This window comes from Psychrobacter sp. SC65A.3 (genome assembly GCF_025642195.1).
Lineage (GTDB): Bacteria > Pseudomonadota > Gammaproteobacteria > Pseudomonadales > Moraxellaceae > Psychrobacter > Psychrobacter cryohalolentis.
The window spans coordinates 2229084-2251532 of sequence record NZ_CP106752.1; the positions used below are offsets into that span (position 1 = coordinate 2229084).

Consider the following 22449-nt stretch of genomic DNA (forward strand, 5'->3'; position numbering starts at 1 on the left):
TTAAGGTGCCAATTCAAAACTGGCTTGGCTACCATTTGCATAGCTGTTTAAAGCGACAGATTGCTGATTAAGCATCAAGCGCACGTTATTAATATTATCAATCTGTACGTTAAAAGGTGGCATACCTGATAACTGATAATCACCTGCATTCTGAGAGCCCGCGATCAAGCTGCTACCAGTAGCATCCGTAATAGTGACGACAGCAGCATCCGTCAGCTTAACATCCAAAGTGGCAGGAGCAACGTCGCCACCGCCTAAGTTTAGTGCTGAACCTGAAGCGCTAACACCTGTAACATCGGTATTAATAGCTGCGCCTTGTGCTTGTTCTACTGCTGAGATATCTTCAGAGTTAGATATAGGCTGCTCGGTATTTTCCTTGCTGGCATTACTAACCATACGGAATAGGAAAATCGCTAAAATAATGACACCGATCACTGCGATAATTAGTAGCGGATTAAAGCGAATACGATTGTGTGTATCGCGCTGTAGCGTACCCATAGGCTGCAGTGGCGACTGAGTATTATTAGCCGAACGCGATTTTAGCTCATTTGGGTAAGCGGCATCAAAGCTACTGGCTATTCTGACTGGGTCGAGACCCAAATATTTGGCATAGTTGATCGCAAAACCGCGCGCGAACGCCACTTGCGGTAAATCTGCGAAATCTTCATTTTCTAACGCTTGCAGGTGACGTTTTAAAATAAACAATTCATTTGCCGCGTCGTCCAAGCTTACTTGCTTAGCTTTGCGAGCTTGCTGCAACATGGCACCAAATGATCCCTGAGCGTTAAAGTTTGTGTTTGATGATGGGGTGGTCATTTCCATGGTGCCTCTGGATTGTTAAGCCAAGTCTTTAGTTGTTTTGCTTCATCACTTAATGGATAAGCAGATAAAAGTTGCTGTGCCAATTGTTGGCGTGTCTTGATGTTTTTTTGCGCTGCCGCCAATTTGATGCCTTGTAGGAGCAAGCGCGGACTAGCGCCCTGCCCTTGTACCAATATCAAGGTCTCATCATAGAGCCTTTGTGCCTGCTCAATACGCTGCTGCTCAAGTAATAAATCAACCAGTTCAATATGCGCAATAACACTATTTCGGTTGCCATCTAGAGCACGTAAAAAAGCCTTTGCCGCTGCAGGATGATCATTGAGCTGAAGGTAGGTACGACCTAAGTTCTCTAATGCGCCAATACGACCTTCGTAACCAAGGGCAGCACCAGCGATTTCAAACTGCTCAGCTGCCTCTTTATAACGCTTCATCTGCGATAAATACACGCCATAATTATTGTGAGCTTGGTCAAAATCTTTATCGAGCGCAATGGCTTTTTTAAAGTATTGATCCGCTTTTTCAAGATTAAGACGGCTGCCTTCTTGCTGCAACAAAACGCCCATCATATCATAGGCGGGCGCATGACGGCTATCGGCAGCAAAGGCTTTTTCGAGCTGTCTTTGGGCAGCATCAAGCTCGTTTTTGCGGATATATTGTGCAGCAAGTTTCGTTCGAACGCGAGCAATTTCTTGCTGATCCAATTTACGGTTGTCATTGGGTTGCGTTGAGGTTTGATAAGGCGTGCCCGTTATTAGATCGTTGGTTGGCGTGCTTTGACAACCAGAAACCAATAAAGCGCTTAGCGTGCCAGCAAGCAATACACGATGAGCGCTTTTTCTAACAAAAACTGTAGCGCCCAACTGTCTCGCTGCATGAGAAATAGATGTTTGATACTTGAACTGACAAGAATTTTTAGAAGTCATTATAGCCGCCATCATAAAACTGTGATTCAATGCGCTGAATTAATGCGTTCGATCATAGAGGAATCAGTTTAATAGATTTAGCCTCCATAAGTACAATTTAGTTGTCATTAATTGTCTTGTTCCCTTAGCGTCAGCATTGGCGACTACATTTTATTACCGTTGTGATGCAAAAAAGACAGCTCAACATCTATATTCCAGAAAAAAATTGCGCAGTCAGTCTCACTATGTCATCAGATATTCTCGCGATCCTTGATGCTTTGCTGCCATGCGGCTGAACGACGCGTTCTATCAGCGACTTGCCCAACCAATTGCCCACAAGCGGCGTCAATATCATCGCCACGCGTTTGACGAATCGTACAAACAAAACCTGCTTCACTTAATATATTACTAAAAGCATGAATACGATTATTACTCGACTTATCATAATTTGCATGTGGGAACGGGTTAAACGGTATCAGGTTAATCTTACTGGGTAAATCACCCAACAATGTGACCAATTGCTCAGCATGCTCATTACTATCATTGACACCATCTAGCATCACATATTCAATAGTCACGTGTTTCTTGTGGCGTGGGTTCACATCAAAAACGTAATTTCTCGCCGCTGCCATGAGCTGCTCTAATGGATATTTTTTATTAATCGGCACTAATTCATTACGCAGCTCGTCATTTGGCGCATGTAATGAAATCGCTAAAGCCACGTCAAGCTCCTGTGCCAACTCGTACATTTTTGGCACCACACCTGAAGTCGACAAAGTAACACGGCGCTTTGATAAACCATAAGCATGGTCACTGAGCATCAATTCCATCGAGCTGACAACAGGACGGTAGTTTAGTAACGGCTCACCCATACCCATCATGACGACGTTGGTGACGTTGTTTTCCCACAAGCTATGGTCAACATTTTCTAAACTATCATTTTCATCAGTCATATAAGAGGCATTTGCCACCCATAATTGTCCAAGAATCTCAGCCGCCGTCAAATCGCGCTCAAAGCCCTGCTTACCCGTACTACAAAAACTACAGTCAAGTGCACAGCCCACTTGCGAAGAGACACACAAGGTTTTACGACCGTTTAATTTGCTATCATCTGCGGGAATCAATACGGTCTCAACCAATGAACCGCCAGTGACTTCAAATACCCATTTACGCGTGCCGTCATCACTATATTGACGATGAATCACTTTTGGCGGAATGACACAGGCATTGGCTGATAATTTATCACGCAAAGATTTACTCAGATTGGTCATTTGCTCAAAATCAGTGACACCCTGCTGATATATCCACTTGATGACTTGCGTCGAGCGAAACGGCTTTTCGCCAATACTCTTAAAGTAATCCGCCAGTTGCGCTTGTGTCATACCTAGTAGATTGGTTTTCGCCTGCGCTTCATCTACCAGTTTTATACTCTTAGTAGTTTTAGCAGGTACATGTTGGACGTCAGTTTGAATAGGGCTTTGAGCAGTTGACATAATAAATAACCTTTTTGCATCTACTGGTATGAGCGATGCAATTGTTGAGATGGGTGTTGCTAGACGTACTCAATATATGAGTGCATGAGCAATCCGTTATGAGCGCATTTTTTACCAAAAACTGAAAGCAATATGCTGATAAAGGATTGATAACGCTATATAAAACTAATAATGAGGGAGAAAAGTTAAAATTTCAATATATAGTCAGACTATTATAATAGCTAAAACGGCTTATACCAAAAGATATAAGCCGTTTCGCTACACTAATTATTAATTAGCACTGTTATTATGCATAACAGCTATTATGCATAAAAGCGGCTATCAATAAAAACTGCTATTAACGCGTACGTGCACACACTTCTTCTTCATTGAAAAAGTAGCTGATTTCACGTGCTGCTGATTCAGCTGAATCTGAACCATGAACCGCATTTTCATCGATACTGCTAGCGAAATCAGCACGGATAGTGCCTTCAGCTGCGTCTTTTGGGTTAGTCGCGCCCATGATATCACGATGCGTAGCGATCGCATTTTCGCCTTCTAATACTGATACCAGTACTGGACCTGACGTCATAAATGATACTAGGTCGTTGTAGAATGGACGCTCAGCGTGCTCAGCGTAAAAACCGCCCGCTTTTTTATCATCAAGTTGCATCATTTTAGCAGCAACAATTTTTAGACCTGATTTTTCAAAACGATCGTAGATAGCGCCGATGTTGTTGCCAGCGACTGCGTCAGGTTTGATGATAGATAGAGTACGTTCGTTAGCCATGAAAAGCTCCTAATAAATAAGTGAGAAGTTAAATAATTTACATTGTCTGTGATCATTGCGCTGAGCGAATTCATTTATGAATGTCCAATGCGGATACGCAATACGATGCTCAGCGAATGATTGCTGCCTATTATAATGATTAAGACTGTAAATGATAGGATTAATTTACGGTTGTAACTTGCACAAAAGTAAATTGGATAAGCTTTTACTGCTCATCAATCTTTGATTTATCAAAAACAAAACCCCAATGTTTAGCATTAGGGTTTTGTGAATTAAACATATAATAGCGTTATAACCAATTAAGCATCATACGGGTCACGTAATACAATCGTCTCTTCACGATCAGGACCGGTTGAGATGATATCAACTGGGCAACCAATCAATGCTTCAATACGTTTGATATATATTTTGGCATTTTCAGGCAGCTCATCGTAGTTAGTGATACCAACCGTTGATTCGCTCCAGCCTTGTAGCGTTTCATACTTTGGCGTTACCGCTTCGTAGAACTCTGCATCATGCGCGCCTGCACACTCAGTCTCAGGTAAGTTATAACCCACACCGATTAGCAATTCTTCTAGACCATCTAACACGTCAAGCTTGGTTAGGCAGATACCTGACATAGAGTTAAGTACCACTGCACGGCGTAATGCTTCAGCATCGAACCAACCACAGCGACGCGCGCGACCAGTCGTGGCGCCAAACTCATGACCGACTTTGGCTAAATGTGCACCAACATCATCAAACAATTCAGTTGGGAATGGACCGCTACCAACACGGGTGGTATAGGCTTTCGTGATACCAAGGACATAATCTAAATATAATGGACCGATACCCGTACCTGTAGATACACCACCAGCAGTCACGCTTGAGCTGGTTACAAACGGATAAGTACCGTGATCGATATCAAGTAATGTACCTTGCGCGCCTTCAAACATTAGGTTCTTGCCAGCAAGACGCAATTGGTTCAAATCTTCAGTGACATCAGTTACCATGCCTCTGATTTCTTCTTTCCACTCTTTACAAAGCTTAAGCGTCTCATCAAAATCAATCGCTTCAACTTTATAATACTGAGTCAGTTGGAAGTTATGATATTCGATTAAGTTACGTAGTTTTTCTTCTAAGTCATCACGGAACAAATCAGCAAGCTTGATGGCACGGCGCGCAACTTTATCTTCATAAGCTGGTCCAATACCACGACCAGTCGTACCGATTTTACCACTACCGCGCTTGGCTTCACGCGCTTGATCAAGGGCAACATGATATGGCATGATTAATGGGCAGTTAGGAGAAATACGCAGACGCTCACGTACTGGTACGCCATTCTCTTCTAAACCTTTCATCTCTTTAAGTAGTGCATCAGGTGCTAATACCACGCCATTACCGATAAAGCAGGTAACGTCTTCACGCAAAATACCAGATGGGATTAGGTGTAAGACGGTGGTTTTACCATCTACAACTAACGTATGTCCAGCGTTATGTCCGCCTTGGAAGCGTGCAACTGCTGAGGCTTTTTCGGTTAGTAAATCGACGATTTTACCTTTACCTTCATCGCCCCATTGGCTACCTAAAACTACGACATTCTTACCCATGATAAATCCTTACCTTAATATATTGAGGTGTGTGCAATAAGTGTTTAAAACTACCTATCAAAACGAAAGTAATGCTAAAAACGATACTTTAAACAAAGTATATTTTTAACGACTTAATCACTAAATATCTTTTTATAGCAAACGCTTTTTTTATAGCATTCATAAATGTTAAATATTTTCAAAGTTAAACCGCGTGTAGCTGCCATTGGTTATCGACAAGGCTTAAACGATGAGTCATACCCACTGGAATATCTTTTGCCGTTAATGGCATGGTCACGCGATAGCCCTGCTGACGTAAGCTTGCCACTTGCTGTAATAATAGCTGCAGCTGCTCACTACCCAAATCCTTGAAAGCGTCATAATCGACCAGCACAATAACAGGTGCATCAAGCTGAGTATGCGCGAGCAAACGGCTGACATCCATACTAAAGCCGGTCGCTTGACGTGGCTGATTCGTGGCTAATTGATTACTTTTCATACCATCAAAGCGCCCGCCACGTACCAGTGGCTGAGTTTCACTATTGATATAACCATTGAACACAATGCCCGTATGATAATGATAGCCTGATAGCTCGGTCACATCGATACTGACCGCACACTGCCACTGTACTTGCAAGTGCGCTTTTAGACGTTGCAGCTCATCAATAGCTGTGACAATTTGAGCGTCTTGTTGCGCATTCTCTGACAATCTTCCAAGCAGATTTGCAATGTCATGACCAAAGCGCGCCAAGGTATAAAAATCGCTACCCAGCGGTAGCGCTTGGCAAACCTGCTTAAGCTCTGGCAAGTTCTTATTGGCATAAAGCTGCATCAATTGCTCAGTATCACTTTCTGATAATACTGCCAATTCTGCCAAGCGCTTAAATATCGCTACATGACCCAAATCAACGTGTAATGCTGCGCTCATCTCTAGGCTATTGAGCATGCTAAATAAGACATCAATCAGCTCAATATCTGCTGCAATGTACTCACAACCAAATATCTCAGCGCCTAATTGCAACGGTGTACGTGAACCAAAAAGCCCCGATGGCAAGGTATGAATGACATCGCCTGCATAGCAATAACGCGCGATTCCATCACCGCCATGATGTGCATCAATACGTAGAATCTGCGGCGTGATATCCGCGCGTATACCCATTAAGCGACCAGTTAGCTGATCGATAATCTTAAAGGTTTGACGCTTTAGATCTTCTGAGGCACCGCTCAGTAGTGATTCGGTAAACTCAATCATTGGCGGATTGACCAACTGATAGCCATGGCTGATAAGTTGCTGGATCAATTGATGTCTAAGCACTTCTTGTTTATGGGCGTCTTCAAACAACACATCAACCACCCCATCAGGCAGCAACCAGCTATTAGCAACATCGCTGGCAAGATTGCTTAAATAAGGTAAACGGTTGGGTGCGGCAGTATTATCAGCGGGCTGAGTAGCCGCTTGCTTGAGGGTATTTTGCAGGGCAGGTTTTGCAGAATCAGGACTGGCAGACACAATAAATCCTTGTTTGGCGTATCGCTTACCAAAAGCGCGGTAAAGATGCGGTACTTAAAGGTTATATTTCCAATTGCATAGATATCAGGCGTTTTTTATTTTTCACGCGCAACATCACTGACCCAATTATTGATAAGCAAACTAGGTAACCGCAAAAGGGTGAGTAATAGTATTAGTTGGGATGATAAGACGAGTATCTTTATGCGCTAAAATTTATGTGATAGAAAACTATGATAAATAATCAAGGCACTTTATGCTTTAGTTTAGCATAGCAGCTAAGCTTCGCCTAGTGACAATTAACGGCAATCGCCATCTAATTTATTCTATTAACCTTAAAAACTGTCTTTTTTATGACAGATTTATCATCATAAATACCGTATTTCTATAGAGACAATATAGTGTTAACGGCGCAATATTTCCTTTAACTATCTGTTGCATCTATCGTTGAATAACGTCTTAGATGTGCACTCATGTTACACTAGCCTATATTTTTATTTTGGAAGCCTTATGTCATCTGATTATCATCCAAATCCTGCTACCAACCAAGCCAATGTGCTTGGCACTGCCCTAGCCAGCTGTTGTTTTGATCCGCTTACCGGTTATTATCGTAATGGCTTTTGTCATACGGGCAACCATGATGTTGGTCAACATACCGTTTGCGCCAAAATGACCAGCGAGTTTTTAAACTTTTCAGCCAGTCGCGGTAACGATTTGATTACGCCATTGCCCGAGTATGGTTTCGCCGGTCTACAACCAGGTGACTACTGGTGTATTTGTGCGCTACGTTGGGTTGAAGCACTCGATTTAGGCATGGCACCACAAATCAAGCTTGAAGCATGTCATGAGAGCTTATTAAATTTGGTCGATATTGAGACGCTAAAACGCTTTGCCTTGTAATCCGCATCAGTTGCAGAAGTTATTTTATATTTATTTTTATACTTAGACAGAAGGAGTAGGTATGAATCAAGATGATGACCTGATTGTCAAAACGGCAACGCGTATCACACCTGAGTCTAATGTCAGTCTTATTGACGCCACTATCATAGACGAGCACTCCTATTTAGACAATTATGACAGCTATATCTATGGCGATTCTGATGCAACGGTCGAGGACACTATTGAGACCATGACCGTCTATGATCCAGACTCTGAACGCTATGAGGATATTGAGCCACTCAGTGCTAATGAAGTGGTCAATTGTTATGCTTATTCCCGTAAAACCGGTGAGCAGCTTAATAAAATAGCGCTCAGGGATGTCAGTCGCGCCTTGAGCAATAGCGGTCAGTTTATCTGGTTAGGTCTTTATGAGCCTAGCTTACAGACAATATCCGAGGTAAAAGAAGCCTTTGATCTGCATGAGCTTTCAATCGAAGATGCCTTTGCCGATCATCAGCGCGCCAAAGTTGAAAGCTATGATAATGATACGATATTTGTGGTATTGCGTACTGCTAAGCTTGAAGGTAATGTCATCCGCTATGGGACTACCGCGATATTTATGGGTAAAAACTATCTGATTACGATTCGTAATGGTCCTTCTAACTCCTATGCGCCGGTACGTGAGCACTGTAATCGCCGCCCTGAAAAACTTCGTATGGGACCTATATTTGTCTTGCACGCTGTTATTGATTTTATCGTCGATAACTATATGCCAGTGACCGACCGCTTAGGCAGCTATTTACGTGAGCAAGAGCGTAATATTTTTACTTATGAATTTAATAAAGAAACGCTTAGAAATCTATATGAATTAAAATCACAATTGGTGCATATGCGTGCAGTAATTTTACCAGTGCAGGATATCTGTAGCTTTTTTATAAACCATCAAAAAAGCGATCTGGTCTCACCATTTTCGCATGCTGCAAAACCCTACTTTCGAGATGTGAATGACCATTTACTGCATTCTTTAGATGCCATCAATGGTTTAAATGAGATGCTCAGTGTGGTGATGAATACCTATCTTGCTATGGTAAATATGGGACAGAATGAGGTGGTTCGCAAGCTTGCTGCTTGGGCAGGTATTTTGGCAGTACCGACGGCGATTGCGGGTATCTATGGGATGAACTTCGACTTTATGCCTGAGCTACACTGGCAATATTCTTACTTTATCATCATGGCGGTTATCATTTCACTATGTAGCTTTTTATACCTTAACTTTAAGCGCTTAGGCTGGTTATAAGATAGTGTTTTAGATGAAAAAAGGGCTGCCATATATATATGGAAGCCCTTTTTTTATTAACAGATATTAACTATCGTTAGTAACTCATCGACACCTATCATCCCTTTATCGATAAAAATTATTTAAGAGACTGCTTATTATCAACACAAGGCAAATGATGCTCAGTACTGGTCACTTGATGGTCTTTCAAATAATCTTCTGGTCGCCCAAACATCTTAGCCGTCCAAGTTAATATAACAATTGACGCACTCAGCACCATAATGGCAAAGGAAATCGTTGCTAACAGCCATAAGTGAAAGTTATCTGATACCGCCTGTACATCGACGACTAAATGTCGCGATAACGCCGTAATCGCAATAAATATCAAGAACTGCACTGGCAAACGATGAGTCTTAAAATAGATCCCTATCATCGCTAACAGCTCTAGATAAATAAAGAGTAATAAGATGTCTTTCAAATCCGCTGAACCTTTTTGAAAGATGACAAAGAATTCTTTGCCCGCTGTCCAAACCACCACTACACTGATTAAAAATAAGATTATGTAATGAGAGACATCGACGAACTCTCTACCAATACCTTGTAATCGCTCATGAATATCCACGTTATTTTTAGCCATGTTAGATCCTATCAACGGTAAAGGGGTTGATTTAGCCTGAGTCTTTGTGCTGTCTACTGTGAAGTCTCAGGCTCCTTATCTATCGGCAATCGGTGCTCTTATGCTTAACTCATTAACTCATTAACTCATTAACTCATTAACTGATTAACTGATTAACTATTGTCTAAACCGGCAGCTTTTTCAGCAGCATCAACGGTCTGGCGAATAAGGGTATTAATCGTCATAGGCCCAACGCCACCTGGTACAGGCGTATAAGCACTAGCGATATTTTCTACACCTTGCAATTCGATATCGCCGACGCCGCCATTATCCGTTGGATGAAAGCCTGCATCAATGACCACAGCACCCGCTTTAATCCACTCTGCTTTAATCAATTCAGGTACGCCGACTGCACCAACTACGATATCAGCACGCTTAATATGAGACTCTAAATCTTGCGTTCTTGAATGGCAGATTGTTACTGTACAGTTGGCATTTAATAGCATCATCGCCATTGGTTTACCTAAAATGGCACTACGACCTACTACCACGGCCTCCAAACCAGCCAGCTCAATATTATGCTGCTCTAGTAAATGCATGATACCTTGCGGGGTACATGAGCCATAAGCGGACTGCTGCATTGCCATACGACCAAAGCCAAGACAGGTCACACCATCGACGTCTTTTGCCAAGTCAATCTGCTCAAAGCAAGCACGCTCATCAATATGAGCCGGTACTGGGTGCTGCAGCAAAATACCATGAACATCTGGACTGCTATTCAGCTCGTCTATTTTTGCTATCAGCTCTGCAGTCGTTGTCGCACTTGGCATCTCAACCCTAATAGAATCCATACCGACACGTTTACAAGCATTGCCTTTCATACGTACATAGGTCGCAGAAGCCGGATCATCGCCGACCAATATCGTCGCTAAGCTTGGTGTACGTCCTGTCTTAGCTTTAATAGCGTCTACACGCGTACTCAGTTGCTGTTCTATTTGTTTAGCAAGTGCTTTACCGTCCAAAACGGTAGCAGATCCTTGGGCAGTTGACGTAATAGACGCAATTGACATAGTAACTCCAATAGAGGGTGCGATAAAAAAAGTAAAGACAGCGCCGCAATTGCTTGCATGCCTGTCTTATCCTTGATCAAGGTATGATTGATACTCATATTGTACCTGCCTGAGCCAAAAAATCCTAGCACCCTATATTCGATTCAATTTAAAAAGAACACCGTACTGCTGGGATAAATTTTACGAAGCCTCTGGAGTGCGAAGCGCACAGCAAGCGAGAGAAATTTATCCCAGTGTAATGCTATTCTAAGCATAACTCCTTTATATTGAACTCACTATATTAAAAAGCCATAATTAAAAAACAATAACGTGACCATAAAAAAGTCGATCTATTAAATATTAATAGACCGACTTTTTGTTTTCAAGCACTGTCGTGCATTGATTAAGCAAGCATTTAATAAGTCTGCAGCTCAATACCTATACCTACGCCAACATCAGTGGACTGGATATCTGAATCTACGGCCCAAATTCGGCTAGAGATAAGTGCTTTGGGATTGTATTGATGCTCCCAAGCCACATCAATACCAGTCAACTTATCAGTCGTTGGGAATGCTTGATTAATGGCTTCATCGGCTTGATTTACCTTAGCATGCTGTACTTTTGCATTAATAAAATTACGGTTATCGAGCCATAAGCGACCACCAAGCGCGATACTTTCCGCATCGCCGCCTAACGCATAGCCTAATGGGAAGCCTTGCTGATAATAGCCATCTTTATAAGTACCATGATCATAAGAAACCCCTCTAACTTCACCGCTAGTACGGGTATCTGTATACTCAGCATAAAGCTGATAAGGTTTGCCGTAAGCAGCAGACGCATAATCAACACCGGCTAAATACATGTTTTTCGCTGGCAAGCCGCCTGCTTCATCTTCACCGATATATTGAGCATAAACGCCAGCAGGCACATTCACCAATGGCGCTAAATTTAAGCGCGCATCAAAACCGCCTAACTGATTAGCAGGGTCTTCTTTACCTGTATCTCCATTATCTCTAGTTCCTAAGAGAGCATCAGTAAAGGAGCTAAAGCTCTGTGGACGACCTTCACCGCCCCACATAAAGGTACGTGAAGCACCAACTTCTAACCATTCCCAAGGACTAGCCGTCAGCCTTGCGCCAAATAGCTTAGCATCAGGAATCGCTTCATAATCCTCTAGCTGACCGGCAAATAGCTGATACTGCCAAGGTCCGACCCACGATAAATATGGGGATGTCGGCGCAGTTTGCTGATCTCGCTGCATGGTGAAACCTGTCACTGGTAAGCTTGCATCGCCTCGAATAAGGCTACCATCATGCCCAGGTCCCCACCACGTTGGAATTTTACCCGCGATCAACCACTGATTGGCAGCAGTACCAGCAAGGTACGAGCCCTCAAAGCTAACATCTGAGCTGTCATCGATAATTTTGTCATTTTTTAAATTGGCTTGTAGATTAAATTCCCACTCCGCTTCGCTAAGCGACACGCCAACGCTTGCTTGTTGACCAGCAAGTTGATCATCAGCAAATTTTTGTGGTAGCTGATCTCTATCGGTTTGTATATGCAGTGCTGCCGAGCCTTTTACTACTGAGTCGCGGTTTTGATTCAATCGCGTTTGTACCGACTGCAGGATCTGCTGCTGCGCTGGCGTCTGGGCATTAGCGCTATTTAAAGCGCGTTTGATCTCATTAGCGGTCAGCGGCCAAGTACTGGTGCTAATCTGCGCGACCCCTTGAGTATTGAGCCAGTCAAGGTCTGCCTTGAGTTTAAGATCATTCATATACAGATTTTGTGCCGATGCCAACATCGACACTGAGGATAAGACACTCAAACCCAATAAAATGCTTAGCTTCTTGTCCATGGTCACATACTCTTCGGTTATAAAGGGTTTATTATAAAAGCTAATGGTTTATAAATGCTAGGGGTCAAACAGTAATCTGCATTAACGTCACTGAATTCAACCACTAATATATTATTGGTCATGCACAGTTGATTCTAAATAAAGTAAATACATCATGTTTTGATGCAGGACTGGTATAAATTTTTCTGGCGTGCTGTGCCTGCGCAGACAGAGGCTGCAAAAAATTCATTCCAGTCCCGCTGTATCGTTTTTATACTGGGCTTAGTATATGTTAGCAAATACGTTATCAATCGCCTTTACTGTTTGCTTAATCTCTTCTTCCGTTAGCGTAGGATGCACTAAGAACATCAAGCTGGTTTCACCCAATTGTTTTGCCATTGGCAATCTGCTTTCAGGACGTAACCCTGTATTATCAAATGCTTTCTCAAGATACACTTCAGAAGCCGATCCTGAAAAACAAGGCACCCCTAATTCATTGATCTCTTGAATGATACGATCTCGCGACCACTCTTTCGGTAGGTTGTCTGACTGCACATAGACGTATAGCTTATAATAGGCGTGGGTCGAATCTGCAAACTGCGGCGACTCTTCTAATCTTGGTAGAGAAAGGTAGCCTTTTGCTTCCCATTGAGCACAGGCATCTAAGATAGCTTGAGCATTAACCGTACGTTTGGCTGTCCAATCAGGCATTCTCGTTAATTGAATACGACCAAGCACCGCTTGCATTTCAGTCATGCGCCAATTGGTACCAAAGCTTTCATGCAGCCAGCGATAACCTGGTGGATGCTGGGTCTCATAGACCGCTGCATAGCTTTTACCATGGTCTTTATAAGCCCACATCTTGCGCCATAATTGCTCATCATTGGTGGTGACCATACCGCCTTCACCGCCTGTGGTCATCACTTTATCTTGGCAAAAGCTCCACGCACCGATATGGCCGATACTACCAACGCTACGACCTTTATAACGTGCACCGTGAGCCTGCGCACAGTCCTCAATTACGTATAGATTATGCTTATCCGCCAACGCCATGATGCCATCCATATCACAAGGCCAGCCTGCCAAATGCACGCAGACGATAGCTTTGGTCTTAGCCGTCAATACCGCCGCGATTGACTCAGGCGTGATATTACCAGTTGCCTCATCGACATCAGCAAAAACAGGGGTTGCTCCCGCATTAACCACTGATGAGATACTCGCAATAAAGGTACGCGGCGTGACGATTACTTCATCGCCTGCGCCGATATCTAACGCTTGTAAGGCAACGTCTAATGCCAACGTACCATTACCCATCGCAATGGCATACTTGCTATCAGCCCATTTAGCGAACTCCGTCTCAAACTGACGACACTCTTGCCCTGTCCAGTAATTTACCTTGTTGGATAATAATACTTGACTAACAGCATCAGCCTCGATTTGAGTAAAGCTTGGCCAAGGTGAAAATGGGGTGTTTAACATAGTTGCCTCGATGGTGCTTATTTATAATTGATGATTCATTATTAAAAATTAATAACTTATAACGCAATATTTGATTCTAATTTTTTATTTATACTCTTTATTTATTGAGGGGTCTTGCAGGATTACCAATCACGACTGCCCCAGCTGGGACATCTTTGGTAACAACCGCACCCATCCCAACAATGGCACCTTTACCAATAATTAATGGCTTATCAGGTGTACCTTGCTTGATAACTGCCCCTGTGCCGATATAGGCATGGTCATGAATATGAATATTGCCATTGCAACTGACACGTGGGGCAAAGGTGACATAGTCGCCAATCACGCAATCGTGTTCCACATAGCTATATAGATTGGCATGGAAGCACTTCCCGATTGTGACATTAGCACCAATAGTGACGAATGGACTGAGCGCAGCACCGGCAGCGATACTGACTTCATCCATAATTAAGGTGGTCGCTACTCCCTGCACTGTCCACAGTGAAATACCCTCTTTAACCAATTTATCTGCAATTTTTTGACGAATACTGCTATTAGCAATGGCAATCAGGACAAATTTATCATCACTATCTATACTCTTAAATTTTGCATAATTCATCGCAGTATAGCCGTTGACAGTAGTATCATCATCCAAGGCATCATCAATAAATACGATTTGGCTATTCACTTCACCATCTAATCTCCGCAACTGATCGACGGCTACCGGCATTAGGCTACGACCACAGCCTGAGGCACCATAGACGGCAAATACTTTACTCATAGGTACCTTCTAAAGCGGACTGGTTTTGATTACCCATAAACTTACTCATCGTTACTTCACCGTCAGCGCTAATACCGTCTTTAATAACCACTTTTTTTACCGTCTTAAGCAATATCTTAATATCTAACCATAATGATTGGTTATCTACATACCAAGTATCTAGCGCAAATTTCTTATCCCAACCGATGGCATTACGACCATTCACTTGCGCATAACCCGTAATACCAGGGCGTACATCATGACGACGCGCTTGTTCTTTACTATATAGTGGCAGGTATTCCATCAACAATGGGCGTGGTCCGACTAAGCTCATATCACCTTTGACAACATTCCACAGCTCAGGCAGCTCATCCAAACTACTATTGCGTAGTGCTTTACCAAAATCAGTCAAGCGCTCACTATCAGGCAAAGGATTGCCATCACTATCTATACCATCTTTCATCGTACGAAATTTAATCATCTCGAACGGCTTATCGTCCAAACCCGGACGTGTTTGACGAAATAGCACTGGCGAGCCTAAGTTCTTTTTGACTTTATAAGCAGTAATGGCATATACCGGAGATAAGGCTACTAAAGCAGTAGTAGCCACAGTGATATCAAAAAGGCGTTTTATCATTTATAAACCCAACATATCTATTAATCGTTTATTTACTTTATCGACATCGAATTTTTCCTGCGCTATTTTATAACTTTCATATCCCATTTTCTTAATCTGTTCAGGGTGCTCTATAAAATAAATCATCTTTTCTGCTAGCGCTTGCGGATTCCATTTCTCTACTAAGAAGCCATTAACGCCATCAATCACTGTTTCGCGACAACCCGGTACATCGGTAGTGATTACAGCACGTCCAATAGCCATCGCTTCTTGAGTACTGCGCGGTACGCCTTCCCGGTATGAAGGAAGTACAAACACATGGCTGTCTGCAATCCATTTTTGAACGTTATCGACCTGACCAGGGTAATTGATAATATTTAAAGATATTAGTCTATCGAGTTCTAACTGTTGTAGAGCACCAGGATTGGCAGAGTCGATGGCTCCTAATACCGTAAACTGTACTTCTGGATAAATTTGCTTAACGATTTTTGCTGCTGCTATAAAATCATGTATTCCTTTCTCTTTCAACATTCGCCCAATAAATAAAAAGTTAATAGATGATTCAATATTTTCTATAGGGTGATGGCTGTACTTATCTAAATCCAAACCTATTCCACCCAATATGTCTACTTGCTTCACTTTTATATGATAAGCCTCTAATAAATCCTTTGGATCATCTGGATTTAGAAATACGATGTTATCAAGTTTTGGTAAAGCTATTTTATAAAGAAGAACTTGAATGCTTTTGATTAACTGTGCTTTTTTACTCAGTCCTTCTGGTTGTTCTGTAAATGCATAACCTAGACCTTCTAGCATACCAATCACTCGTGGCACTTTAGCAAGTGTTGCTGCTAAAGTACCAAAGATAACTGGCTTAGAAAAGTAGGAAAAAACTAAGTCTGGAGCTATTTCTTTGATTTTTTTAAATAAGGCGTAGGTTGCTTTAGCATCAGCTAAAGGGTTCATTCCTCCACGATTTGATTCGTAAGTTATAGGTATCGCACCCAATGCTTTTATATCATTTAGCTCATCTTGGCTATATTCAGATACAAAGGTATAAACCTTATTTTTCTGCTCTAATAAAGCTTTTATTAAATCAGCACGGAAACTCAAAACACTGCTAGCCACTGTTCCTATTATAATAACTTTTTTATTATGCTTCATATAAAGCCATCCATTTCTTCACAGAGCTTTCTAAAGAAAAGAGTTGCTCGACTCTTTGTCTTGCTTTTTTATTGTTCTGCAACCTCTTTTCAACGTCTAAATTTATAGCATTTTCTAACGCCTTAGCTAATTCTTGACTGTCTTGTATGGGAACTAACTTACCAGTATCACCTAATATCTCAGCACTTCCTCCACAATCTGTTGCAACTACATAACATTCGCAAGCCATTGCTTCAATAACGACTGTAGGTAGACCTTCATGTTTAGATGCTAGGACAAAAATATCAGCTGCATTTAATAATTCTGTAATATCAGAACGCCTACCCAATAATGTTATATCTTTGTCTAAGGCTAATTCTTTGATCAAAGTTTCAATATTAGGTCTAAGCTTACCGTCACCTACTATAGTTAGTTTAATATTGCTCTTATGCCGATTTTTCAATATCGCAAAAGCATTAATCAAATTAGGATAATCCTTCTGATCATTGAATCGACCTACAGTAATAAAATTTAATACATCCTTATTCAAACTAATACTATCGTAAGTTTTTTCAAACTTCCTAAGATTAATACCATTATATACAGTTATTATATCATTTTTAGAGAAAGCACCTTTAGTGATAAGTGCTTCAGTTGCTTCTTGACTGACATTGGTATTAATATCTGATAAATAGTTTGTTAATCGGTAAGTAATCATACGCACTTTACCGCCCTCATTGGAATTGTGAGCAGTACAAATAAGTTTCGGAACTGGACAAAGTGTACGATTTAGACGAGCAAATATATTAGCATGAACCATATGCGCATGGACTACATCAGGACAAAAATGCTTAACCAATTTTTGATACTTCCTCGATGCTGATAGAAAGTCTTTTGCTGAATTCAAATGTAAGGCAACAATTTCTACATTTAGAGAAATTGGCTTGACTAATACTTCACCTGTTAAATAAGCAATTTTTACATTATGCCCCAATTTGACCATTTGGTCAGCAAGGTCAGCCACAATCTTTTCTGCACCACCTAGACCTAAACCTGTTATTACATAAAGTATTTTCATAATACCGTCCGTTTTTTAATTCGTAATGAGCCTAAATATAATGAGAGAATAGCATAGACAATAATAACGAAAATCAAAGGTGAAATAGAAGATCTTGACAAACCAAAGAATGATGTTATACAAATAAACAGAAGTCCGGTTTTAAATTTATTATCAGCATCACTGACATATATAGTAAACTTCCCGAAAAAATATACAAACAAACAAAAAATCGGTAAAAAACTAAAGCTCATAACATAGAAATCACTGAAAATGGACCAACCTAAGCCTAGACCTTCATTATACGCTACTTTATTTTCATGGTATGTCATATAAGAAGTCCAATCAAATTCGCGACGTTCTGTAAATCCGAACAATGGAAATAAGATTTGTATACCTGGCAGTAAGGTTTTAACATAACCTAATGTAGGATATCCTTCGACATGAATACTACTATTAAATACCATGAGAGTAGTGCTTTGACTATATAGATTATCAGATATACTTTGGATAATTCCTGTATTTACTTGAACGGGACGTGCTCCGCTTATCGAAGCTACAATATCAACTGTATAGATAACTAAAAAAGAAAAAGCTAATAATATTAAATACTTAATTGCAGCTATACTCTTACTCCCGTAGAAATGCCACAATAACAATAATAAAACTGAGATGAAAGCTGCTCTAGATCCTGTTAAAATATTAATTACCATTGTAAATGAGAAAGCCAAAAAAATTAATTTAAATAAGATCGGTTTTATTTCGTTTCTAACACTATATATAGTTGCAACACATGCAACAGAAAACGTACTTATCAATAGAGCATAAGGCGTTTGATAAGATTCCGCTTGATTAGCATATAAGGCTAGATACCCTTGCGATATAGCTGTTGTAATCGCGCTAACAGTGTTATAAAGCACTAGCATTATGCTAATTATAGTAAGAAAATATATAACTAAAATTCTCTTTTTAGGTATTATCTTCTCAGGAACTAAAGAAAAAATTTTCTGACGTTTATTTACAAACGCTAATGAATAGAAAATTAATATCAAATTTAATATAAATATTAAATATATAATATTTGGCATATCTTCACAGTAGCTAAAAATAAAATTAATACAAAAAATACTACTATAAAGACTCTTGTCAATGAAAAGAGAGAGAAAACGACCTAAAAAGAAAACAAAAAAACCTAATAAAAAGTAAGACTGCAAATTAATTATATTATTAAATTTATTGTTTTTATTTACAATAAAGAAAGTTACTGTGAAGTTTACTAATAGCAGTATTACTGCTATCCAATAACTATTATAAATATATAAGCTCAAGATAGAAAAAAACAAGAGTATAATCATACTTAGAATAAGTAGAAGCTTACTCATATTATATCCACCCATTCTTGTATAATATTTCCAATAGAATATTTTTCGTTTTTAGCTTTAGAATTTATAGATAGAATGTCATAATTTGATTTTTCTATTTTACTAAAATAAATAAAATGGCATGCTAGAGCACTAACATCATTTTTTTCAACTAAATAACCGTTTATACCATTCTCAATAATATCTGAAGGTCCTACATCACAGTTAAACGCAACAACTGGTAAACCGAAAGATTGCGCTTCGACCATCACTAACCCAAACCCCTCGAAACGAGAACTCAAACAATAATAAGAACTCGTTTCATAGTATTTTTGAATATTTTTCGTAACAGGTATAAAATCTATACGTTTAGAAATACCTAATATACTAGCTTGCAGTTTCAAACTTCTTTCCTCTTCACCACTGCCAACTATACGTAGTTTCCATTCTGAATTATCTTGACAAAATATTGCCCACGCATTAATTAACATATCAAAACCTTTTACATATGTCAGGCGTCCAACAGCTAAAGCTACTTTAAAATCCAAACTTGGTTCATGTTTTATATTTTCATAAGATGAAGGATTTGGAATAGACTTAATTTTTGCATTAATCTTTTTTAACCCTTTTCTCCATAGTTCTGTATCTTTTGTAGTAAGAGTAACTACATAATCACAGTAACGTGCTGACAATAATCTTGATATATCACGTATTTTTACACCATTATTATCATTGAAATTAAAGTGCTCCCAACAAATATGCTTAGTATTTAAATTAAATACAGCAGGTATTGTAAAAATACAAGATATGCTATCTACCACTATAAGTGTATCTATTTTCTCGGCCTTTAAAAAAGCTCTTGTCTTTATAATAGTTTTCAAAAAATTAATTTTGAAAGAAACTTCTTTTGAATATAAAGAATGTATTTTAACAGCATCACTTATTTCAAAAAAAGGATCATACCCATTGAAGATACTCAATATATTGACCTCATAGCCATATCTAACTAATTCATTAGAAATAAGTGCTGTTACTCTTTCGGTACCTCCGGAGTTATTAAAATCACCTATTAAAAAACATATACTTTTCATTCTTATTCCACTTGAGATATTATAAAAGATAATGGTATACATAATAACTTAAAAAATAATAAAAATTAGATACTAACTTTAAGTCATTAATAATAGTAGATATATTTTTAAATAACATACTATTATTTATCTTATAAGATTTATCTAATTGTTCTAGGATAAATGAGTTTATTATAACTTTGAACGTTCATTATGCTAAACCAATGAATAACGTTCTTAAATACATGGTTAATTAAAAATTAAAATTATACCAGTTTATTTTCTAAAATAGCTTAGTCATATTATAGTGAGTTTAATATAAAAGAGTTACGTTCAGAATAGCATTATTCTGGTGTAAATTTCTCTTGCTTGCTGTGCGCTTTGCACTCCAGAGGCTTCGCAAAATTTATTCCAGCAGTACTGTATTCTTTTTAAATTGAATTGTCTATATTGTCTATCTAACCTTAACACAAGAAACTTACTTATATAAAATTTTGGTCTATCTTGTTGATTAAAATTTCAGTTTATTATAAATAAAAAAGATATTAATACCTACTAAGTATCTTTTATTACGAACCAACAATAACATTGTTATTTTTCAATAGACTTCTTGCAAAATCAGCTTCATGATTTAGAATAACCGCATCACTTTCAATCAGATGATTGTCATGCCCAATATAAAAAAACTACTTACGCAAAACTACGCAGGCTTTAAACGCTACTCTGGTATTCACAAAACCATCTTTAATACCATGTTAAAATCTATGCAAAAATATGAAGCAGCCAAGACCAAATCAGATCTTCCAAGCAAGCTTAGAAGCGCAGATACCGCTAACACTGATCTATTGGCATGAATATCGAACTCTTTATTATATTGCTATCGACTTTGGTATTTATGAATCCTCTGCCAGTCGTATCGTTCGTAAAGTAGAAGATATTCTTATTAAATCCGGTTAATTTTACTCACCTAAAAAAATACCTCGAGACGATGTGGATGATATTCACTGGTCAGCGGTCATTATCGATGCCACTAAAACCCTAATTGAGCGTCCGAAAAAAAGCCAAAGCGACTACTACAGCGTCAAAAGAAAACAACACACCTTAAAAGCGCAAGTTATAGTGCACTGGCAGACGGGTCTGATACTCAACGTATAAACTATCAAAGGGTCTGTGCATGACTTTAAGCTTTATAAAAAACCCCGTCCTGATTGGCTACCTGTAAACAGTGGCTATCGAGGTATCGCAAAGCTTCATGATTATACTTTTAAAAAACTAAAAGGTGTGATTTATTAGAATGATGTAAACAAGTGAGACAGTATTTAGCTAAGTGTCGTATTCTGGTTGAGCAAAGAATAGGCCTGATTAAGCTGTTCAAAATCGTTGCTAAACGTTACTGCAATCGTCGTCAGCGTTACAATTTGAGAATAAAGCTTTTTGTAGAGTTAGTTAATTTCGAGGTCAGTCTATAGCTTTTGTAAGAGTTATAATAGATATACTTCCAATAAACGCAAGGTCTACCAATAGCTTTATGGACATAGCCTTAATATTTTCCTCCTCACAATCACTCTCATCCACATAAATCATTTGATAATATTTAAATTTTTTAATCATACTTAATTTTAGATATTTTTTATAAGTGAGGAAAAGATACTTTTATACTTGAAATCCAGCTTACTATAGTTCAAAAGCTCTTAACATCATAGATATAATCATTTAGATACTTTTTGAAATTTTTTAATCAACCCTGACTACCTAAATAATTTTTTTAGTATATCCTATGTTAGAATCTTTTTAGGCAGCAGAACATAAATTAAATTATATATAATGCCAGATTAAGTTATATATCTTGACAGACTCTCTAATAATAAAACCTTCTTTTAAAGCTATATAATATTTTTTAAGAAATATAAATTAAATAAGCAGAATTTTTTTAATGACAATAATTTTCTATATACAAAGTAACGTTTTAATTATAAGCAAAATATAAATAATATTATTACATTCTCATATAAACTTTTAATTATATTTTTTAAACTAAATTTAGTTATTATTAACCATTTGTGAAAATAATTTCAGATAGCTAATATGAAAAAAAGCAAAAAATATCCTGAAAAATTAAAGCGAGATTATTCTAGATCTTGCTTTGATATCAAAAATTAGTATATGTCTGACTATTATCGAGAAGATTTAAATAACAAATATAGCATCTTTAAGATTAAAAGATCTTAACTATAATGAATTTTAAATTGAATACTGCAATATATTA

The 22449-nt window shown here is 39.0% G+C and carries 20 protein-coding genes; 4 read left to right on the top strand and 16 right to left on the bottom strand.

From position 1 onward, the window contains the following. From OEG80_RS09365 to OEG80_RS09390, 6 genes are all read right to left on the bottom strand, one after another. Positions 1–816 (bottom strand): helix-turn-helix domain-containing protein, encoded by an 816-nt coding sequence (locus OEG80_RS09365; protein ID WP_263242496.1) that lies wholly within the window; start codon positions 814–816, stop codon positions 1–3. After that, positions 813–1745 (bottom strand): type IV pilus biogenesis/stability protein PilW, encoded by a 933-nt coding sequence (gene pilW / locus OEG80_RS09370; protein WP_263240500.1) that lies wholly within the window; start codon positions 1743–1745, stop codon positions 813–815. The genes OEG80_RS09365 and pilW overlap by 4 nt, the downstream gene beginning before the upstream one ends. A gap of 230 nt (positions 1746–1975) precedes the next feature. Further along, on the bottom strand, positions 1976–3217 hold the full coding sequence (rlmN, locus tag OEG80_RS09375) for a 23S rRNA (adenine(2503)-C(2))-methyltransferase RlmN (protein WP_227673033.1): 1242 nt from the start codon (positions 3215–3217) through the stop codon (positions 1976–1978). Between the two features lie 337 nt (positions 3218–3554). Beyond that, entirely contained in the window at positions 3555–3986 is a 432-nt protein-coding gene (gene ndk, locus OEG80_RS09380; RefSeq protein ID WP_011512998.1) for a nucleoside-diphosphate kinase, read from the bottom strand. 299 nt (positions 3987–4285) lie between these two features. Beyond that, positions 4286–5575, bottom strand: a complete 1290-nt coding sequence (locus tag OEG80_RS09385; protein ID WP_133105247.1) for an adenylosuccinate synthase — start codon at positions 5573–5575, stop codon at positions 4286–4288. Between the two features lie 184 nt (positions 5576–5759). Continuing rightward, positions 5760–7064 carry an ATP phosphoribosyltransferase regulatory subunit gene (locus OEG80_RS09390; RefSeq protein WP_041752991.1) on the bottom strand — a complete coding sequence of 435 codons (1305 nt, stop codon included), beginning with the start codon at positions 7062–7064 and terminating at the stop codon, positions 5760–5762. Between the two features lie 507 nt (positions 7065–7571). Between OEG80_RS09390 and OEG80_RS09395 the strand changes: the two genes are divergently transcribed. Together OEG80_RS09395 and corA are read left to right on the top strand one after the other, a co-directional pair. Continuing rightward, a complete protein-coding gene (locus OEG80_RS09395) occupies positions 7572–7961 on the top strand; it encodes a DUF2237 family protein (protein WP_133105248.1) in 390 nt (129 codons plus the stop codon). 61 nt (positions 7962–8022) lie between these two features. Beyond that, entirely contained in the window at positions 8023–9237 is a 1215-nt protein-coding gene (gene corA, locus OEG80_RS09400) for a magnesium/cobalt transporter CorA (RefSeq protein WP_133105249.1), read from the top strand. 118 nt (positions 9238–9355) lie between these two features. On the opposite strand, the gene OEG80_RS09405 is transcribed toward corA, so the two are convergent. From OEG80_RS09405 to OEG80_RS09450, 10 genes are all read right to left on the bottom strand, one after another. After that, on the bottom strand, positions 9356–9853 hold the full coding sequence (locus tag OEG80_RS09405; protein WP_133105250.1) for a phosphate-starvation-inducible PsiE family protein: 498 nt from the start codon (positions 9851–9853) through the stop codon (positions 9356–9358). Between the two features lie 152 nt (positions 9854–10005). Then, positions 10006–10902, bottom strand: a complete 897-nt coding sequence (gene folD / locus OEG80_RS09410; protein WP_201532100.1) for a bifunctional methylenetetrahydrofolate dehydrogenase/methenyltetrahydrofolate cyclohydrolase FolD — start codon at positions 10900–10902, stop codon at positions 10006–10008. A 394-nt stretch (positions 10903–11296) separates the two neighbouring features. Beyond that, positions 11297–12739 carry a capsule assembly Wzi family protein gene (locus OEG80_RS09415; protein ID WP_263240511.1) on the bottom strand — a complete coding sequence of 481 codons (1443 nt, stop codon included), beginning with the start codon at positions 12737–12739 and terminating at the stop codon, positions 11297–11299. 261 nt (positions 12740–13000) lie between these two features. Further along, on the bottom strand, positions 13001–14197 hold the full coding sequence (locus OEG80_RS09420; RefSeq protein WP_263240513.1) for a DegT/DnrJ/EryC1/StrS family aminotransferase: 1197 nt from the start codon (positions 14195–14197) through the stop codon (positions 13001–13003). A 97-nt stretch (positions 14198–14294) separates the two neighbouring features. Further along, positions 14295–14957: an acetyltransferase gene (locus tag OEG80_RS09425; RefSeq protein WP_263240515.1), complete on the bottom strand. Its 663-nt coding sequence runs from the start codon at positions 14955–14957 to the stop codon at positions 14295–14297. Next, positions 14950–15573: a sugar transferase gene (locus tag OEG80_RS09430; RefSeq protein ID WP_263240517.1), complete on the bottom strand. Its 624-nt coding sequence runs from the start codon at positions 15571–15573 to the stop codon at positions 14950–14952. The genes OEG80_RS09425 and OEG80_RS09430 overlap by 8 nt, the downstream gene beginning before the upstream one ends. Then, complete coding sequence (locus OEG80_RS09435) at positions 15574–16716, bottom strand: glycosyltransferase family 4 protein (RefSeq protein ID WP_263240519.1); 1143 nt, start codon at positions 16714–16716, stop codon at positions 15574–15576. Beyond that, the gene (locus tag OEG80_RS09440; protein WP_263240521.1) at positions 16706–17773 is read right to left on the bottom strand and encodes a glycosyltransferase; all 1068 of its coding nucleotides are present in this window, start codon (positions 17771–17773) and stop codon (positions 16706–16708) included. Before OEG80_RS09440 ends, OEG80_RS09435 begins: the two co-directional genes overlap by 11 nt. Next, the gene (gene wzy / locus OEG80_RS09445) at positions 17770–19134 is read right to left on the bottom strand and encodes an O-antigen polysaccharide polymerase Wzy family protein (protein ID WP_263240523.1); all 1365 of its coding nucleotides are present in this window, start codon (positions 19132–19134) and stop codon (positions 17770–17772) included. The genes OEG80_RS09440 and wzy overlap by 4 nt, the downstream gene beginning before the upstream one ends. Then, the gene (locus tag OEG80_RS09450; RefSeq protein ID WP_263240526.1) at positions 19131–20246 is read right to left on the bottom strand and encodes a glycosyltransferase family 4 protein; all 1116 of its coding nucleotides are present in this window, start codon (positions 20244–20246) and stop codon (positions 19131–19133) included. Before OEG80_RS09450 ends, wzy begins: the two co-directional genes overlap by 4 nt. Positions 20247–20957: 711 nt before the next feature. Here OEG80_RS09450 and OEG80_RS09455 point away from each other — a divergent pair. Together OEG80_RS09455 and OEG80_RS09460 are read left to right on the top strand one after the other, a co-directional pair. Next, a complete protein-coding gene (locus OEG80_RS09455) occupies positions 20958–21140 on the top strand; it encodes a helix-turn-helix domain-containing protein (protein WP_263240528.1) in 183 nt (60 codons plus the stop codon). 33 nt (positions 21141–21173) lie between these two features. Continuing rightward, on the top strand, positions 21174–21338 hold the full coding sequence (locus OEG80_RS09460) for a hypothetical protein (protein ID WP_263240530.1): 165 nt from the start codon (positions 21174–21176) through the stop codon (positions 21336–21338). Positions 21339–22449: the final 1111 nt, after the last annotated feature.

Coding starts and splice junctions, on each gene's coding strand:
- wzy (WP_263240523.1), bottom strand. CDS start 19,134: ATGAGTAAGCTTCTACTTATTCTAAGTATGATTATACTCTTGTTTTTT.
- ndk (WP_011512998.1), bottom strand. CDS start 3,986: ATGGCTAACGAACGTACTCTATCTATCATCAAACCTGACGCAGTCGCT.
- OEG80_RS09430 (WP_263240517.1), bottom strand. CDS start 15,573: ATGATAAAACGCCTTTTTGATATCACTGTGGCTACTACTGCTTTAGTA.
- rlmN (WP_227673033.1), bottom strand. CDS start 3,217: ATGTCAACTGCTCAAAGCCCTATTCAAACTGACGTCCAACATGTACCT.
- OEG80_RS09450 (WP_263240526.1), bottom strand. CDS start 20,246: ATGTATACCATTATCTTTTATAATATCTCAAGTGGAATAAGAATGAAA.
- OEG80_RS09425 (WP_263240515.1), bottom strand. CDS start 14,957: ATGAGTAAAGTATTTGCCGTCTATGGTGCCTCAGGCTGTGGTCGTAGC.
- OEG80_RS09415 (WP_263240511.1), bottom strand. CDS start 12,739: ATGGACAAGAAGCTAAGCATTTTATTGGGTTTGAGTGTCTTATCCTCA.
- OEG80_RS09440 (WP_263240521.1), bottom strand. CDS start 17,773: ATGAAAATACTTTATGTAATAACAGGTTTAGGTCTAGGTGGTGCAGAA.
- folD (WP_201532100.1), bottom strand. CDS start 10,902: ATGTCAATTGCGTCTATTACGTCAACTGCCCAAGGATCTGCTACCGTT.
- OEG80_RS09385 (WP_133105247.1), bottom strand. CDS start 5,575: ATGGGTAAGAATGTCGTAGTTTTAGGTAGCCAATGGGGCGATGAAGGT.
- OEG80_RS09435 (WP_263240519.1), bottom strand. CDS start 16,716: ATGAAGCATAATAAAAAAGTTATTATAATAGGAACAGTGGCTAGCAGT.
- OEG80_RS09405 (WP_133105250.1), bottom strand. CDS start 9,853: ATGGCTAAAAATAACGTGGATATTCATGAGCGATTACAAGGTATTGGT.
- corA (WP_133105249.1), top strand. CDS start 8,023: ATGAATCAAGATGATGACCTGATTGTCAAAACGGCAACGCGTATCACA.
- OEG80_RS09455 (WP_263240528.1), top strand. CDS start 20,958: ATGAAGCAGCCAAGACCAAATCAGATCTTCCAAGCAAGCTTAGAAGCG.
- OEG80_RS09420 (WP_263240513.1), bottom strand. CDS start 14,197: ATGTTAAACACCCCATTTTCACCTTGGCCAAGCTTTACTCAAATCGAG.
- OEG80_RS09395 (WP_133105248.1), top strand. CDS start 7,572: ATGTCATCTGATTATCATCCAAATCCTGCTACCAACCAAGCCAATGTG.
- pilW (WP_263240500.1), bottom strand. CDS start 1,745: ATGACTTCTAAAAATTCTTGTCAGTTCAAGTATCAAACATCTATTTCT.
- OEG80_RS09365 (WP_263242496.1), bottom strand. CDS start 816: ATGACCACCCCATCATCAAACACAAACTTTAACGCTCAGGGATCATTT.